This is a genomic window from Streptomyces sp. NPDC127068 (assembly GCF_042724695.1).
Taxonomy (GTDB): Bacteria; Actinomycetota; Actinomycetes; order Streptomycetales; family Streptomycetaceae; genus Streptomyces.
Window position 1 is genome coordinate 309488 of the sequence record NZ_JBHXEN010000001.1, and the last position, 15961, is coordinate 325448.

General features: G+C 75.0%; 10 protein-coding genes and 1 pseudogene. 5 read left to right on the forward strand and 6 right to left on the reverse strand.

The window, feature by feature from the left end:
- Positions 1–7: 7 nt before the first annotated feature.
- The 5 genes from ACFWIA_RS01310 to ACFWIA_RS01330 all read right to left on the reverse strand — a co-directional run bounded on the left by ACFWIA_RS01310 (position 8) and on the right by ACFWIA_RS01330 (position 7087).
- Entirely contained in the window at positions 8–1174 is a 1167-nt protein-coding gene (locus ACFWIA_RS01310) for an ADP-ribosylglycohydrolase family protein (protein WP_386999144.1), read from the reverse strand.
- Between the two features lie 112 nt (positions 1175–1286).
- Positions 1287–3464, reverse strand: a complete 2178-nt coding sequence (locus ACFWIA_RS01315; RefSeq protein ID WP_386999147.1) for a bifunctional serine/threonine-protein kinase/ABC transporter substrate-binding protein — start codon at positions 3462–3464, stop codon at positions 1287–1289.
- 51 nt (positions 3465–3515) lie between these two features.
- Entirely contained in the window at positions 3516–5861 is a 2346-nt protein-coding gene (locus ACFWIA_RS01320) for an ABC transporter substrate-binding protein (protein WP_386999149.1), read from the reverse strand.
- Complete coding sequence (locus ACFWIA_RS01325) at positions 5858–6691, reverse strand: hypothetical protein (RefSeq protein WP_386999194.1); 834 nt, start codon at positions 6689–6691, stop codon at positions 5858–5860. The genes ACFWIA_RS01320 and ACFWIA_RS01325 overlap by 4 nt, the downstream gene beginning before the upstream one ends.
- Before the next feature lie 177 nt (positions 6692–6868).
- Complete coding sequence (locus ACFWIA_RS01330; RefSeq protein WP_386999151.1) at positions 6869–7087, reverse strand: hypothetical protein; 219 nt, start codon at positions 7085–7087, stop codon at positions 6869–6871.
- A gap of 226 nt (positions 7088–7313) precedes the next feature.
- On the opposite strand from ACFWIA_RS01330, the gene ACFWIA_RS01335 reads away from it, so the two are divergent.
- Complete coding sequence (locus tag ACFWIA_RS01335; RefSeq protein ID WP_386999153.1) at positions 7314–9977, forward strand: bifunctional FO biosynthesis protein CofGH; 2664 nt, start codon at positions 7314–7316, stop codon at positions 9975–9977.
- 133 nt (positions 9978–10110) lie between these two features.
- A complete protein-coding gene (locus ACFWIA_RS01340; protein WP_386999155.1) occupies positions 10111–10563 on the forward strand; it encodes an iron chaperone in 453 nt (150 codons plus the stop codon).
- A gap of 39 nt (positions 10564–10602) precedes the next feature.
- On the opposite strand, the gene ACFWIA_RS01345 is transcribed toward ACFWIA_RS01340, so the two are convergent.
- Positions 10603–12177, reverse strand: a complete 1575-nt coding sequence (locus tag ACFWIA_RS01345) for an APC family permease (RefSeq protein ID WP_386999157.1) — start codon at positions 12175–12177, stop codon at positions 10603–10605.
- A 304-nt stretch (positions 12178–12481) separates the two neighbouring features.
- Here ACFWIA_RS01345 and ACFWIA_RS01350 point away from each other — a divergent pair, with 304 nt between their 5' ends.
- From ACFWIA_RS01350 to ACFWIA_RS01360, 3 genes and pseudogenes are all read left to right on the forward strand, one after another.
- Complete coding sequence (locus ACFWIA_RS01350) at positions 12482–12670, forward strand: hypothetical protein (protein WP_386999159.1); 189 nt, start codon at positions 12482–12484, stop codon at positions 12668–12670.
- 118 nt (positions 12671–12788) lie between these two features.
- Positions 12789–14912 (forward strand): alpha/beta hydrolase family protein, encoded by a 2124-nt coding sequence (locus tag ACFWIA_RS01355; protein WP_386999161.1) that lies wholly within the window; start codon positions 12789–12791, stop codon positions 14910–14912.
- Between the two features lie 135 nt (positions 14913–15047).
- Positions 15048–15961, forward strand: a pseudogene (locus tag ACFWIA_RS01360) (hypothetical protein); the annotation flags it as partial.

Sequence of the window (15961 nt, forward strand, 5' to 3'; positions counted from 1 at the left end):
GCGGCGGTCACCCCCGGGGGTAGCGCGCCAGCCAGGCCGGGGAGCCGGTCGAAGGACCGTGCAGGGCGGGCCCCTGGGTCATCTCCATCGCGAAGTCGTCGGCGAGGGCGAGCACCGTGGGACGCCCCTCCAACTCGGCGATCCAGGCGGGGGGCAACGCCGTCTCCCCGTGCAGGGCGCCGAGCAGCGCACCGGTCAGCGCGCCCGTCCCGGCGGAGTCCCCGCCGTGGTTGACGGCGAGCGTCAGGCCGTGGCGGACGTCCTGGCCGACCAGGGCGCAGTACACGGCCACGGCCAGCGCCCCGGCGGCCTCACCGCCGCCCTTGCGGTCGGCACCGCCCCAGCCGTCACCGCCGTCGCCTTCGTCACCGTGGAGCAGGTCCTCGACCCGGTCCGCGGACGGCGGGCCCTGCCGCACCGCGTCCAACGCCCGTTCCAGGCCCGCGCTCACGCTCTCGTGCCCCTCCCGCGCACCGATCAGCGACAGCGCTTCGCGCACCGCCCCGTCCGGGCTCCCGCCGCGCGCCAAGCCGTGCACGATCACCGCGTACGCGCCGGCCGCGAGGTACCCCTCCGGGTGGCCGTGGGTCTGCGCACCGCACTCCACGGCCAGTTGGACCACGAGGTCCGGCTCCCAGCCCACCAGCAGCCCGAAGGGCGCCGACCGGACGGCGGCCTCGCAGCCGCGCTCCTGCGGGTTCTTCGGTGCGTCGAGGGTGCCCATCGACGCGTCGCCGAAGCCGATGAGCAGCGAGCGGGCCGGGTCGCGCCGCGTGTACAGCCACTCCTGGCGGGCGAGCCAACCGTCGTTCTCCCGGCGCTCGTCGGGGCCCCAGTCCCACTGGGTCGCCGCCCAGCGCCGGTAGGCCCGGTGCAGATCGGTCGGCGGGTGCCAGGCTCCGGTGTCGCGCCGCACCTGGGCCCGGATCAGCCCGTCGACGGTGAAGAGGGCGAGTTGGGTGGCGGCGGTGACCAAGCCGCGCCGCCCGTGGACCGGGGCGAGGTCGGTCAACCCCGGGTCGCCGTGCGCCTCGCGGATGCCGTCGCGGTCGAGTGGCGCCACGGGTGCTCCCAGCGCGTCCCCGACGGCGAGGCCGAGGAGCGTGCCCCTGACCCGGCTGCGGAAGTCCTGCTGTTCGGCCCGCCCCCACACCGTGGTGGCCGCTGCGCTCACCGGACCTCCCCCTCACTGCCCTCGCCGAGCGGCTGGCTCGCAGCACTGTAATGGACACGGTCAGGAGGAGTGGAGTCCCCCGGTCCGCACCCCGCGTGCCGGTGATCCGGGCTCACCCGGCCCGGTCCGCGGCCTTGCGGTCCACCTCCAGGAAGGGCCCCAGGTAGCGGGCGCGGCCGTCGCGGACGAGCCAGAGGAACATGCCGTCGTTCTGGACGACGGTGTCCTCCCCCTCGACGAAGCGGTACCGGCGGGTGATTCCCCGGTACGGGTCACCGCGCAGGTGTCGGCGCAGGGCGACCCGATCGGGGGTGTCCAGGGCGTCGAGGCCGCGGGCGACGAGGCCCACCGCGTCGTACGCCTCGGCGGTGCCCGGCGGGAGGGCGCCGGTGCCGTGCTCCTTGCGGTAGGCGCGGACGAAGCCGGCCGCGCGGGGCAGCCGCTCCGGGTCGACGAACGTCGAGCCGATCGCCCACCCCTCGGCCGCGCCGCCCGCGGCGGTCAGGAACTCCGCGGTGCCGGCGGGTTGGGTGAGGACCCGTCCGCCGGTGAACCCGGCGGCCCGCAGGGCCCGGGCGCACAGGGCAGCGCGGCGCGGTGAGGTCCCGCAGTAGACGACGCCCTGCGCGCCGGTCGCGAGGGCGTCGGCCACCGCCGGGGCGAAGTCGTCGGAGTCCGCTTCCACGGTGTGCACGGACGCCGTCCCCCGGGACGGTGGTATCTCGCGCAGTGCCTTGACCAGGACGTAGCTGTTGTCCTCGTCCTCGCGGTCGTCGATCAGCGCGGTGCGCCGGGCGGGCCGTACGTGGGTGAGCCACTGCACGACGGGCGCGGCGAGCGCCGTCGTGTAGGGGCGGAGGGTGAAGACGGGTGTGTCCGGGAGTTTCTGGAGGTCGGCGTGGCCGGCCCAGACGGTGAGCATCGGCAGCCCCGCCTTCGCGTACAGCTCGGACGCGGCGAGGGCGGTGGTGTCACTGGTGGGGCCCAGGACCGCGTACACCGCGGGGTCGTCGACGAAGCGTCGGGCCACCGCGCGGGAGCGGTCCGGGTCCCCGCCGTCGTCCCGGGGGACGAGGCGCAGGGTGACCGCGCGGTCCGGGCGGGCGTTGTGGGCGGCGACGGCGAGTCGGGCGCCGTGTTGTTGGGCCCGGCCGACGGCCCGGTCGGGTCCTGAGGTGTCGCCGTGCAGGCCGAGGGTGAGCAGCGGCGGGGTGCCGCGTCGTCCGGCGTCGCTGCCCGTGTCGTCACGGTCGTGGGCGAGGTAGGCCGCGGTGGCGCCGCCGGCCGTGAGCACCCCGGCCGCCGCGCCCAGGGACAGGAAGCGCCGCCGGTTCGGTCGGGGCGGTGCGGTGGCGGGTGGCGGGGTCGCCGGGCGTGGTGGTTCGGGTTCGGGCAGGTCGAGGACCCGGGCGGAGCGTTCGGCGATCAGGGCGGGCAGGTCCGGCGGCAGCCAGTCGTCGTCGCCGGGGGCGCCCGCGACCGGGGGCACCGGGCCCAGTTCGGCGGCGAGGGCCGCTGCGGTGGGGCGGTCCGCCGGGTCCTTGCTGAGGCAGCTTTCCAGGAGTGCGCGCCAGGGCCCGTCGACGCCGGTGAGGTCCGCGGGTTCCTGCACGGCGCGGACCAGGACGGCGAGGGCCGCTCCGGTGCCGAACGGGCGGCGGCCGGTGGTGGCGTGGGCGAGTACGCAGCCCAGGGCGAACACGTCGCTGGGCGGGCCCACTTCGCCGGTGCCCATCCGGGCCTGTTCGGGCGCCAGGTACCCGGGGGTGCCGATCACCGCGTCGGGGGCGGTGAGCGCGGTGGCGCCGAGGGCACGGGCGATGCCGAAGTCGATGAGTCGGGGGCCGTCCAGCGCCAGCAGGACGTTGCCGGGTTTGACGTCCCGGTGGACCAGGCCCGCCGCGTGCACCTCCGCCAGCGCCAGCGCCAGCCGCGCGCCGAGCCCCCGCACGCTGCGGTACGGGAACGGGCCGCGTGCGGCGAGGGCTTCGGCGAGCGAGGGGCCGGGCACGAAGCCGGTGGCGAGCCAGGGTTCACGGGCTTCGGGGTCCGCGGCGGTCACCGGGACGACGAAGCGACCGCGCAGCAGTCGGGCGCTGTCCGCCTCGCGGCGGAAGCGGCTCCGGAACGCGGGGTCCGCGGCGTACTCGGCGCGGATCACCTTGAGGGCGACCAGGGCGCCGCCCGGGGAGCGGGCGAGGTACACCACGCCCATGCCGCCGGCGCCGAGCCTGGCCAGGAGCCGGTATCCGCCGATGGACCCGGGGTCGGTCCCCTTCAGTGCGCGCATGGCCGTCCCTGCTCCCTTTCCGTAGCCACCGGTTCGTCGTCGCGAGCTGTCCTAGGACCCCGGCGGTAGGGCCGGGGCGGGGCCGACGTAGCGGAAGGCGCCGTCGCGCACCTCGTGGAGGTAGACGCCGTCGGCGGCGTTGTACTCGCCGCGGTCCGCGGTGAACAGCAGCGGCCGGGCGAGGCCCTGGTACTTGGCCCGGCGCAACGGCTGCATCAGTGCGCGCGGTTCGGGTCGCGTCCCGCTGTCGGCGGTCCGTTCCAGTTCGCGGATCACCAGTTGCACCGCGTCGTACGTCTCCACGGCCCACAGGTCCGGGGCGGACCCGAACCGCTCGCGGTGGGCGGCGGCGAAGGTGCGGACCCGGGGGTCCTCGGGGCCGATCGCGGCGGTGGTGACCCGCCAGCCCTCGGCGGCGGGGCCGGCCCCGCGGAGGAACTCCGGGGCGAGTGCCGGTTCCGCGGCGTAACGGGGGCCGCGGAACCGGCGGTCGGCGAGGGTCCGGGCGAAGCGGGCCGCGCCGGCGGCCGGGCCGCAGTACAGGAACGCGTCGACGCCCGCGTCCAGCAGGTCGTCGACGACCGGGCCGAAGCCGTCGCCGAGGGAGGCCGGGACGACCCGCGGGCGGGCGGGGCGGCCCAGTTGGCGGAAGGTGAAGGCGGACATCGTGGAGTACATCCACGCCACCGTCTCGTCGCTGCGGTCCTCCACCAGGCCGGGTCGGCGGGGCGCCGGGTCGGAGCCCAGCAGCGCGTACACGGCCCGGATGGCGGCGTAGGAGTGGGTGGGGCGGGCCCGCAGGAACATGCGGGCCTGTTGTTGGGCGGGCGCGGTCCGGCCGTTGGCCACCATCACCACGGGGATCAGGGCGCCCTCGTAGACGGGCAGCGCGGCGTCCGAGGTGTGGTCGGTGCTGGAGCCGATGACGGCGAGCACGTCCCGGTCCTCGGCGAGTCGTCGGGCCGCCGCTGCCGCCCGGTCGGGGCGGCCCGCGTCGTCGCTGGTCCTGAGCGTCAGCTCGAAGGAGGTGAGGCGCCGGGCGTTGTACTCCTCCACGGCGAGTCGGGCGGCCCGTTCCTGGGCGCGTCCGATCGCGGCGGCGGGGCCCGTCAGGGCGCCCTGGAGGCCGATCGTCCAGCGGCGGGCGGCGGGCCCGCCGCCGCCCCCGGGCCGCAGCGCCCAGGCGCCCGCCGCGCCGCCCGCGGCGAGGACGGCGCCGCCGGCGGCGAACAGCAGGAGCCGGCGGCGGGCCGGTGGGGCGGTAGCGGGGGCGGGCGTCGGGTCGGTGAGGGTGGGTTCGACGTCGGGCAGGGCGAGCATCGCCGCCGACCGGTCGGCGATCATGCGGACCACCGGGGGCGGCAGCCAGTCGGCGGTGCCGCGCGGTACGTCCTCGGTGAGGGCGGCCTCGATCTGGGCCGCGGTGGGCCGTTCCGCGGGGTCCTTGGCGAGGCAGCGGCGGAGCAGGGCGAGCAGTTCGGTGGCCGGGGTGGCGCGGGGTGCGGGGCCCTCCGGCGGGCGGGCGGCGTCCCGGGGGGCGTCTGCGGGGGCGTCCTCGGGGACGTCTGCGGGGGTGTCGTGGGAGGGGGGCGCGGCGCCGGAGCGGAAGGCGAGCCGCGGGTCCGGGGCGGGTCGACCGGTGGTGTCGGGTGCTCCTCCGGTGGCCGGGGCGGGCGCCGCGTCGGCGATGCCCGCGAGGTCGGGCTCGTCGTGGACGGTGCGGTACAGCAGGGCGTCGGCGGTCCCGTAGCCGAACGGGGGGCGTCCGGTGGCGGCGTAGGCGAGCAGGCAGCCGAGCGAGAAGACGTCGGAGGCGGGGCCGAGTTCACCGCCGTCGGCGCGGGCCTGTTCGGGGGCGAGGAAGCCGGGCGTGCCGATCACCAGGTCGGCGGAGGTGAGCGCGGTGTCGTCCAGGGAGCGGGCGATGCCGAAGTCGATGAGCCGGGGCCCGTCGACGGCGAGGAGGACGTTCCCGGGCTTGACGTCCCGGTGGACCAGGCCGGCCGCGTGCACCGCGGCGAGCGCGGCGGCCAGGCACTTGGCGAGGAGCCGCACGCTGCCCGCGGGCAGCGGACCGCAGGCCGTGACGGCTTCCTGGAGGGCGGGGCCGGGCACGAACGCGGTGGCCAGCCAGGGCTGTTCCGCGTCGAGGTCGGCGTCGGTCACGGGCACGGCCCAGGGGCTGTCGACCCGACGGGCGGCGTCGACCTCGCGGCGGAACCGGGCGCGGAAGTCCTCGTCGTCGGCGTGTTCGGCCTGGACGACCTTGACGGCGGCGAGGGCGCCGGAGGCGGCGCGGGCGAGGTAGACGACGCCCATGCCGCCCGCGCCGAGGCGGGCGAGCAGGCGGTGGCCGCCGAGGACGGACGGGTCCCGGGGGAGCAGCGGCTCGGTCACTTTTCGGCTCCCAGGGCCTCGCGGACGCGCTTCTTCATGAAGGTCAGGGCCTCGGCGGCGGACCGGTTGAGTTGCCGGTCGGTGAAGCCCTTGCCGCCCTTGACGACCACGGCGAGGGTGACGGGGCCGAGCCGGGCCTGGTGCCAGGCGTAGTAGGTGGCCTTGCCGCCGATGCGTTCGTCGACGAACTTGCCGGCTTCCATGAGGGCGTCTTCGGAGGTGAGGTTGCCGCCCTCGCCGTAGGCGGAGCCCAGCGACATCAGGCCGGTGACGCGTTCGGTGCCGCCGAGCCGCTGGTCGGGGCAGCGCAGGGCCTCTTCGAGGGTGCCGGCCATCTCCCAGTCGGCGCTGGACTCGGTGCGGTGCACGGTCACCGTCGAGGACATCCGGACCGGTCCCTTGTCGCCGGCGGCGGGGAGTCGGCTGCGTCGGGTGAAGCTCGCGAGGACGTCCGCCGGGAGTTCGCCGCGCTGCCAGACGCAGGACTCGTCCAGCACGTTCCAGTCGCGCGGGGAGCTCTCGTAGGGTGTGGCCTTCTCGAAGCCCCGGCCGAACTCCTCGGGGAGGGCCGCCGCCGTCTTCGCCAGGGTCGCGGCCCCGGCGTGGTCGTCGGGTGCGCGGGCGGGGTCGACCTCGAAGTCCAGGCGGGACGGCGCGGGGGTGGGGGCCGCGGCGGTGCCGCCGCGGGGGGTGCCCTCCTGCCCGGTGCTCGCGCCGGGGGTCCCCTTGCCGCCCGGGCTCCCGTCCTCCGGTTCGCCGCCGGAACTGCACGCGGCGGCCAGCACCGCGCACAGTGCTGCGGCCCCGGTGGCCCTGACGACGGCCCGCATCGGTCTCACGGCACTCCCCCTGTCCCCCACGTCCCTCGCCCGGTGGTCGCCCGGGCCCGTTCCCCCGGCCCGGCGACCACCCGTCGTTGTCCGACCCCTGCGACGACGGACGCGAGCGGATGGTTCCGTTCCCGGCGGCTTCGTTGCCGGGTCGTGTCGGGCGGAGGGCGCCGGTGCCTAGTGACGGTGGTGGTCGTCGCGGAAGCTCGGGGGGCGGCCGTGGACCGCGTTCGAGTGGTACGACTGCCGGTCCGCGTGCGCCTGGGCGCGGTGTCGCTGTTCGATGAGGAGCCCGTCGGCGTTCTCGGTGGAGGTGGAGGACCTGCGCAGCAGGACGATGACCAACCACGCCACCACGGCGACCAGTACGCCGAACAGGATGCCCAGAGTCAGCACGCCCCACCCTCCCCGTGAACGGCCGCCCGCAGCGGGTGCGTGCTCCCGGGGGAGCCGCCGGCGGGCGACGAGACGCCACCCACGCTATCCGACGCACTCCCCCGCCACCAGAGTCCGCCAAGTGGCCGGAACGGGCCCCCGCTACCGGGCTGACGTGGGACTTCACCGGGAGCGGGACGGGCACGGGCCCCCTGACGCCGCCCTGCTGCGCTCGTATGCTCGCTCCATGACTGATGCCCAGACCGCGTCCGGCCCCGCAGTCCCCGGAGCCCCCGAAGACGCCGACCGGCGGGGCGCCTCGGCGCCGACCGCCAACTCGATGCGCCGGGCGCTGCGGCGGGCCAGGGACGGGGTCACCCTGGACGTGGGCGAGGCGGCGGTCCTGTTGCAGGCGCGCGGCGAGGACCTCACCGACCTGTCGGCGTCGGCGGCGCGGGTGCGGGACGCGGGCCTCGCGGCGGCCGGCCGGCCCGGGGTCATCACGTACTCGAAGAGCGTGTTCATCCCGCTGACCCGGCTGTGCCGGGACAAGTGCCACTACTGCACCTTCGTGACGGTGCCCGGCAAGCTGCGGCGGGCGGGGCACGGGATGTTCATGTCCCCGGACGAGGTGCTGGACATCGCCCGCCGCGGCGCCGCACTGGGCTGCAAGGAAGCGCTGATCACCCTGGGGGACAAGCCGGAGGACCGGTGGCCCGAGGCCCGCGAGTGGCTGGCGGCGGAGGGCTACGACGACACCGTGGCGTACGTGCGCGCCATGTCGATCCGCATCCTGGAGGAGACGGGTCTGCTGCCGCACCTCAACCCGGGGGTGCTGACCTGGACGGACTTCCAGCGGCTCAAGCCGGTGGCGCCCTCGATGGGCATGATGCTGGAGACCACGGCGACCCGGCTGTGGAGCGAGCCGGGCGGCCCGCACTACGGGTCGCCCGACAAGGAACCGGCGGTCCGGCTGCGGGTGCTGGAGGACGCGGGGCGCAGTTCCGTGCCGTTCACCAGCGGGCTGCTCCTCGGCATCGGGGAGACGTACGAGGAGCGCGCCGAGTCGCTGTTCGCGCTGCGGAAGGTGGCCCGGGCGTACCAGGGCGTCCAGGAGTTGATCATCCAGAACTTCCGGGCGAAGCCGGACACGGCGATGCGGGGGATGCCCGACGCGGAGTTGGACGATCTGGTGGCGACGGTCGCGGTGGCCCGGCTGGTGATGGGCCCGTCGGGCTGCGTGCAGGCCCCGCCGAACCTGGTCGACGCGGAGTACGCGCGGCTGATCGGCGCCGGCATCGACGACTGGGGCGGGGTGTCGCCGCTGACCATCGACCACGTCAACCCGGAGCGGCCGTGGCCCCGGATCGAGGAGTTGGCGCGGCACTCCGCGGCGGCGGGCTTCCGCCTGCGGGAACGCCTGTGCGTGTATCCGGAGTTCGTACGGCGCGGGGAGCCCTGGTTGGACCCGCGGGTGGTGCCGCACGTCCGGGCGCTCGTCGACCCGGAGACCGGGTTGGCGAACCCGGACGCCCGGCCCGTCGGCTTGCCCTGGCAGGAGCCCGACGAGGGGTTCGTGGCGTCCTCGGGCCGCACGGACCTGCACCGCACCATCGACACCGAGGGCCGCACCGCGGACCGGCGGGACGACTTCGACGCCGTGTACGGGGACTGGGAGGCGTTGCGCGAGGCCGCGGCGCCCGGCATGGTGCCGTCCCGGATCGACGCGGACGTCCGGGACGCGCTGCGGACCGCAGCAGACGATCCGACGCGGCTCACCGACCCGGAGGCGCTGGCGCTGCTGCACGCCGACGGGCCGGCCCTGGACGCGCTGTGCGGGGTCGCGGACGACCTGCGCAAGTCGGTGGTCGGCGACGAGGTGACGTACGTCGTCACGCGGAACATCAACTTCACCAACGTCTGCTACACCGGCTGCCGGTTCTGTGCGTTCGCCCAGCGCCGTACGGACGCCGACGCGTACACGCTCTCGTTGGACCAGGTCGCGGACCGGGCGGCGCAGGCGTGGGAGGTGGGGGCCGTCGAGGTGTGCATGCAGGGCGGCATCCACCCGGATCTGCCGGGCACCGCGTACTTCGACATCACGCGGGCGGTGAAGGCGCGGGTCCCGGGCATCCACGTGCACGCGTTCTCGCCGATGGAGGTCGTCAACGGGGCGACCCGGACGGGTCTGTCGATCCGGGAGTGGCTGACCGCCGCCCGGGAGGCCGGCCTGGACTCGGTGCCCGGTACGGCGGCCGAGATCCTCGACGACGAGGTGCGCTGGATCCTGACCAAGGGCAAGCTGCCGACGGCCACCTGGCGGGAGGTCATCGAGACGGCGCACTCCCTGGGCATCCGGTCCTCGTCCACGATGATGTACGGGCACGTGGACCAGCCCCGGCACTGGCTGGGCCACCTGCGGACCCTGGTGGAGGTGCAGGAACGTGCCCGGGAGAACGGTGTCGAGGGGTTCACCGAGTTCGTGACGTTGCCGTTCATCCACACCAGTGCGCCGGTGTACCTGGCGGGGATCGCCCGGCCGGGCCCGACGACCCGGGACAACCGGGCGGTCACCGCGATGGCCCGGCTGCTGCTGCACCCGCACGTCCGCAACATCCAGACCAGTTGGGTGAAGCTGGGCGCCGAGGGGGCGGCGGAGATGCTGCGTTCGGGGGCGAACGACCTGGGCGGCACCCTGATGGAGGAGACCATCTCCCGGATGGCGGGGTCGAGTTACGGCTCGTACCGGTCGGTGAAGGACCTCGTCGCCATCGCGGAGGCCGCGGGTCGTCCGGCGCGGCCCAGGACCACGTTGTACGGGGAGGTCCCCGAGGAGCGGCAGCGGGCCGCGGCGGCTTCGGACGGGCATCTGCCGCGGCTGTTGCCGGTGCTGCCCGCGGCGGAGGGCTGACGGTCCGCGGGGGGTACCTCCACCGGCGGCCCGTCGCGTGTCGACCCGGTGTCAGTGGGTCGGAATATGGTCCCCTCCTGTGGATCGGTTCCCGCACCGCGGGACCACCCGGGTCGACTGGAGGGAACGCACCATGAGCAGCACCGACGACAGCGCGGGCGAGGGTTTCACGGCCGAGGAGCGGGCCGCGATGAAGGAGCACGCCCGGGAGCTGAAGACGGCCGCACGGCGCAAGTCGCGTGCGGACAAGGCGGCGGCGGAGGAGCAGGACGTCCTGGCGAAGATCGCCGAGATGGACGGGGCGGACCGGGTCATGGCGGAGCGGGTGCACGCCGTGGTGAAGGCCAGCGCCCCGGTCCTCGCGCCGAAGCTCTGGTACGGGATGCCCGCGTACGCGCTGGACGGCAAGGTCGTCTGCTTCTTCCAGAGCGCGGGGAAGTTCAAGGCGCGGTACGCGACGCTCGGGTTCAGCGATCTGGCGAAGCTGGACGAGGGCGCGATGTGGGCGTCCTCGTTCGCCCTGACCGAGGTGACGGACGAGGTGGAGGCGCGGATCGCCGCGCTCGTGGCGCAGGCGGTGCGCTGAGCGCACCCGCGGGGCGGGCGGGCCGGCCGCCGGGGCGGGTCAGTCGGTGACCACCAGGGCCGGGGTCTGCCGGGTGAGGACCTCGCCGCGGAAGAACGCGGGGCTCCGCCGGCGCATGACCAGCATGATGCCGAGGCCGAGGAGCAGCAGGCCGACACCGATCACGAAGACCGAGCCGACCCCGAGGACGGCCGATCCGGAGCCGTAGGCGGGGTTCCACATGTCGATGAGGGTCTTGGTGAAGACGGCGGCGAGCAGGGTGCCGCCGAGGGCGGGGAAGACGCCCTTGAACAGCAGGTCGCGCGGGGAGTCGCGCAGCTGGGCGCGGAAGTACCAGGCGCAGGCGAACGCGGTCAGCGAGTAGTAGAAGCAGATCATCAGACCGAGGGCGTAGATGGTGTCCACCAGGACGTTCTCGCTGACCAGGGTCATGACGGTGTAGAAGGCGCCGGTCGCGATGCCCGCGGTGACGGTCGCCCGGCCGGGGGTGCGGAACCGGGGGTGCACCCGTGCGTAGGACGGGGGCAGCGCCTCGTACGTGGACATGGCGAGGACGGTGCGGGCGACGGGGATGAACGTGGTCTGGAGGCTCGCGGCGGCCGAGGCGAGGACGGCGACGAAGAGCAGGACGCCGAGCGCACCGCCCATGACGGGACCGGCGAGCGCGGCGAAGACGTTGTCGGAGGTGTCGGGGTTGGCGAGGCCGAGCCCCGAGGTGCCCGAGCCGACGGCCATCTGTGCGGCGATGCCGGTCGCGAGGTAGGAGCCCACCAGGACGACCATGGCGACCAGGGCGGCGCGGCCGGGGGTGCGGTCGCTGTCGACCGTCTCCTCGTTCGCGGTGAGGGAGGCGTCCCAGCCCCAGTACATGAAGATCGACAGGGACAGTCCGGCGGTGAACGCGGCGAAGGACTGCACGGAGAACGGGTTCAGCCACGACCAGGAGAAGTCGACGCCGGTCGTGAAGTCGCCGGAGCGCGCCTTCTGGAGGGCGAACGCCACGAAGACGACGAGGACCACCAGTTGGAGGGCGACGAGCGTGTACTGCACGCCCTTGGTGGCGGTCATGCCCCGGTAGCTGATGGCGGTGGCGAGGGCGATGAGCGCCAGGACCGTACCGATGTGGACGGCCTTGTTGTCGTCGAGCGCGGCGACGGCCTCGCTGCCGGTCAGCTCGCCGGCGAGCAGCCAGAAGTACGAGGTGGCGACTCCGGCGAGGTTCGACAGGACGATGATCGTCGCGATCACGAGGCCCCAGCCGCACATCCAGCCCAGCCGCGGGCCGAACGCCTTGACCGTCCAGGTGAAGGAGGTGCCGCAGTCGGGGACAGCGCGGTTGAGCTCCCGGTACGCGAAGGCGACCAGCAGCATCGGCAGGAAGCCCGCGAGGAAGACGGCGGGCATCTGGAGGCCGACCTCACCGGCGGTGGACCCGAGGGTGGAGGTCAGGCAGTAGACGGGCGCGACCGTGGAGATGCCGATGACGGCGCTGCCGACCAGGCCGACGGAGTTCCCGTTCAGCCCCTTGCCCCGTACGTCCGCACCCCCGTCGGCGGGGCCCCGGGCACCGGGCTCCGCTGCTGCGGCCGGAGGCCGTGCTTCCACCTGAGTCATGGACAGGAGGGTAGGTGCTGCGGTTTTCGTTACCGGAGAGGAAAGTTCCGCTTAACTCCCCCTCCCCCGCAGGGGCTACGACCTTGCCTTGCGCGACAGAATCCGGAGTTCTCACAGAGTTTCCATGGGCCACGGCCAGGACGAGCCGGGCATATCAAGGCCACTCCCACCGGCGTCCGCTATGCGGTAATCGTTGTCTGCCCGTTTTGTGATGCTTTCAAATTTTCCCGCCCCCGACCCGCCCCTTGATCGCCCCCGGCCGACACCGGGTCCCGCACGGGAGCGTCCTGCCAGACTGACCGGTGTGAACGCTCAGAAGCCGGTCCGGTGCGTCCAGTGCGGCCACACGTGCGTGATCCTGGCCCAGGCCGCCGACCCCGAGACCCGGCTGCCCCGGTGGCGCTACACCTGCCTCGACTGCCGCATCGCCTGGTGGGTGGACCAGCACGGCGGGACCGCGCGGGACTACGAGCGCCGGGAACCCCCGCGCTGACGACGAGGGCGCCCGAGCAACCCGCCGCGCCCCGTGCACCGCGCCCGTACAACCCTTCGCGGGCGGAAGCCGTCCTCCGAAACGCCGGGCAGCTCGCCACCGGCCGAGGAGGGACACCATGAACCGTGTCGCACGTCCGGGTACCGCGGCGCTCGCCGTACTCGCGCTCACCGTCGCAGCGCCGCTCCCGGCGTCCGCCGCACCACCGACGGGCGAACGGGCGGCCCCCGCGAACCCGCCGAGCGCCCGGGCCGAGCAGCGCACCCCGGCCGATCCGGGCGCCAAGGGCCCGTACCGCACCAGGAGCGGCAGCTACGCGCTGCCGTCGCTGCGGATGCCCGGGGTCGCCGCACCGGTCGAGATGCGGGCCTCGGTGGTCGGCCCGGCGAACGCCTCCGGGAGCCGTCCGCTGGTGCTGTTGGTGCACGGCGCGACCAGACCCTGCGTCCGGGTGGCCGACGGGGTCCCCGGCGACACCTGGCCGTGTCCCGCCGGCGAGGTGCCGACCCCCGCCCACCTGGGCTACCGGCACACCCAGGAACTGCTCGCGTCCCAGGGGTACGTGACCGTGTCGGTCTCCGCGCACGGCGCCGGGCGCAGCGACGACGTGCAGACCGACCGGGGCGCCGCCGACCGGTCCGCGCTGATCCGCCAGCACCTCGCGCGCTGGGCCGCGTGGGCGGCGCACCCGGCCGGCGCCCCGGCGGTCGTGCGGTCCCTGCCGAAGGCCGACCCGGGCCGGGTCCTGCTCGTCGGGCACGGCGCGGCCGGGGCGGGCGTCAACCGGGCGGTGCTGGACAGCGTCCACCCGTCGCCGCACGCCGGGGACGGCTACCGGGGGCCGGTCCGCTGGACGATCCGGGGCACCGCCCTCATCGGCCCGACCGCGCACGGCCGCAACCCGGTGCCCGACGTGCCGTCCGTGACGGTGCTGCCCGGCTGCGACGGCATCGCGCACGACCTGCCGGGCCAGGCGTACGTGGACGAGGCGCGACTGACGGGCAGCGGTCGGGCCCTGCACGGCGCGGTCTACCTGGTCGGCGCCAACAGCAACTACTTCAACTCCCAGCTCACGCCCGGCCGGGCCACGTACCCGCAGCTCGCGGAGGACGACTTCCAGGAGGACGGCGAACGGGACCCGGTGTGCGGGCCGGCCGCCCGGACCCGGCTGACGGCCGGGCAGCAGCGGGCCGCGGGTTCCCTGTACGTGGCGGCCTCGGCCCGGCTGTTCCTGCTGGGTGACGACCGGGCGCGCCCGCTGGTGGACGGCACCGACCGGCGCGGGGCGCGGCCCTTCACCGGGGAACCGGCCCGCGCGTACAGCCACGCGGTGGGCGCGGGCCGCATCCGGGCGCTCGTCCCGGACGGTTCGACGGCCGTCACCGGCGGGCGGCTGTGCGAGCAGGTCCACCCCGATCCGGCACGGTCCTGCTCGGGGCTCGAAGGCAGCACCCTGCACCCGCACTTCGCCCCGTTCGAGCTGGTGGACGCCGAACCGGGGCGCCGGGCCGTCGCCCTGCGCTGGAACCGCTCGGGCGTCCCGGTACGGATGCGGCCGGCCCGTCCGTTCTCGCTGTCGGGGGCCGCGGCGCTCGCCCTGCGGGTGATCGTGCCGCCGAACACCACCGGCACCGAGCTGGACGTCACCGTCACCGATGCCGCGGGGAAGCGCGCGAAGCTGGGCCGGGTCACCGTCGACGGGGTGCCGGGCAGCGCGGAGACCGCCGCCCACTGGGCGCGCGAGGTGCGGGTCCCGTTGACCGCGGCGGTGCGCGCCGGACTGGACCTGGGGCGCCTCGCCGGACTGGAGTTGACCCCGCGGACCCGGTCCGGCGGGGCGTGGCTGCTCGACGCGTGGGGCTGGCGCCCGGGCACCCCCGCCGTGCGCCCGGTGTCGGGCACGCTCCCGCGGGTGGACCTCGGCTGGACGGAGGTCCCGGAGGGCGACCGGGGCGCCCGTACGCACCACGTCCCGGTCCGGGTCGCCGGACAGGGCACCGGCCGGGTCCGCGTGTACGTGTACGGGACCGACCAGACCCCGGAGAACCCCACCGGGCTCCTCAGGCAGTACGGGGCGACGGTCCGCGACGGGGCCCTGATCGTCCCGATCCTGGTACGGGGCGACACCCGACCGGGCCACGGACAGCGGTTCGTGGTGCTGGTGAAGTCGACGAGCGGCGTGGTGGTGGGCAGCCACCGGGGCGGGCTGGCCGTGCGCGAGGACGACGGCAGTCCGCAGTAGCGACCCCGCACCGCCCGGTCGTCGGGCCCGCCGGCAGGCAACCGGCGGGCCCGCCCTCCGCATCCTTCGGACCGGGGGAGCTTCCGGAATCCGCCGGGGCGCCCCAGCACGACCGAGAAGCACAGGAGGATCACCTTGATCCGTGTCACGCGCAAGGGGGCCGTCACCGTGGCGGTGCTGGCGCTGGCGTCGGGGGCACCGCAACTCGCCCTGGCAGCACCGGGATCGGCGCCGCCACCCGGCTCCGTCCGGTCCGCGCCGGCCGTCGACGAGCCGGGCCGACCGCTCCCCGAAGGCTGGCGAATATCCGACGCGGGCGGCGAGCGGGAGCTCGTCTGGACCGCGTCGAAGCCCGTTCCGATCGGTGACTCGCGCGTCGAGTTCCACGCCGGGGACGTCCGGCTGGGCGTCCCGGTCGCCGCGAAGGACCAGCGGACCTTCCGTTTGAAGCTCGGCAGCGCACGGATCGGTGCCGGTGACGACCTGAAGGTGTTGGCGAGCGGGCGCAGGTTGGACGAGGCGGGGCAGCAGGCCGAGGCCCGCCGTAGAGCCGCCCCCGAACAGCGGGCCGCGATCCCGCCGTTGGCGCCGGCGAACTCCGTCGACCCGGGCGTGAAGGGCCGCTACCGGACGACCAGCGGCGAGTACAGCCTCTCCTCGGTGAAGCTGCCGGACTTCCCGGCCAAGGTCGAGATGAAGGCCACCGTCGTCGGACCCAAGAACGCGACCGGCCCCCGCCCCCTCGTCCTGTTCCTGCACGGCCGCCACGGCACCTGTTACAACGCGGCCGGGGAATCCAACATCGACTGGCCCTGCCCGTCCGGCTTCAAACAAATACCCAGCTACAAGGGCTACCTGCACGACCAGAAGCTGTTGGCGTCCCAGGGCTACGTCACGGTGTCGATCTCCGCGAACGGCGTCAACGGCCAGGACGGCTACGTCGACGACGCGGGCGCGCAGGCCCGTTCGTCCCTCGTGCGTCAGCACCTGGCCCGTTGGGCGGGGTGGGCGAAGGACCCGGCCACCGCGCCCGCGGCGGTCAAGCGACT

Excerpts from the sequence above, each read along its gene's own strand:
- ACFWIA_RS01355 (WP_386999161.1), top strand. The coding sequence starts at position 12,789 with ATGAACCGTGTCGCACGTCCGGGTACCGCGGCGCTCGCCGTACTCGCG.
- ACFWIA_RS01340 (WP_386999155.1), top strand. The coding sequence starts at position 10,111 with ATGAGCAGCACCGACGACAGCGCGGGCGAGGGTTTCACGGCCGAGGAG.
- ACFWIA_RS01335 (WP_386999153.1), top strand. The coding sequence starts at position 7,314 with ATGACTGATGCCCAGACCGCGTCCGGCCCCGCAGTCCCCGGAGCCCCC.
- ACFWIA_RS01325 (WP_386999194.1), bottom strand. The coding sequence starts at position 6,691 with ATGCGGGCCGTCGTCAGGGCCACCGGGGCCGCAGCACTGTGCGCGGTG.
- ACFWIA_RS01345 (WP_386999157.1), bottom strand. The coding sequence starts at position 12,177 with ATGACTCAGGTGGAAGCACGGCCTCCGGCCGCAGCAGCGGAGCCCGGT.
- ACFWIA_RS01315 (WP_386999147.1), bottom strand. The coding sequence starts at position 3,464 with ATGCGCGCACTGAAGGGGACCGACCCCGGGTCCATCGGCGGATACCGG.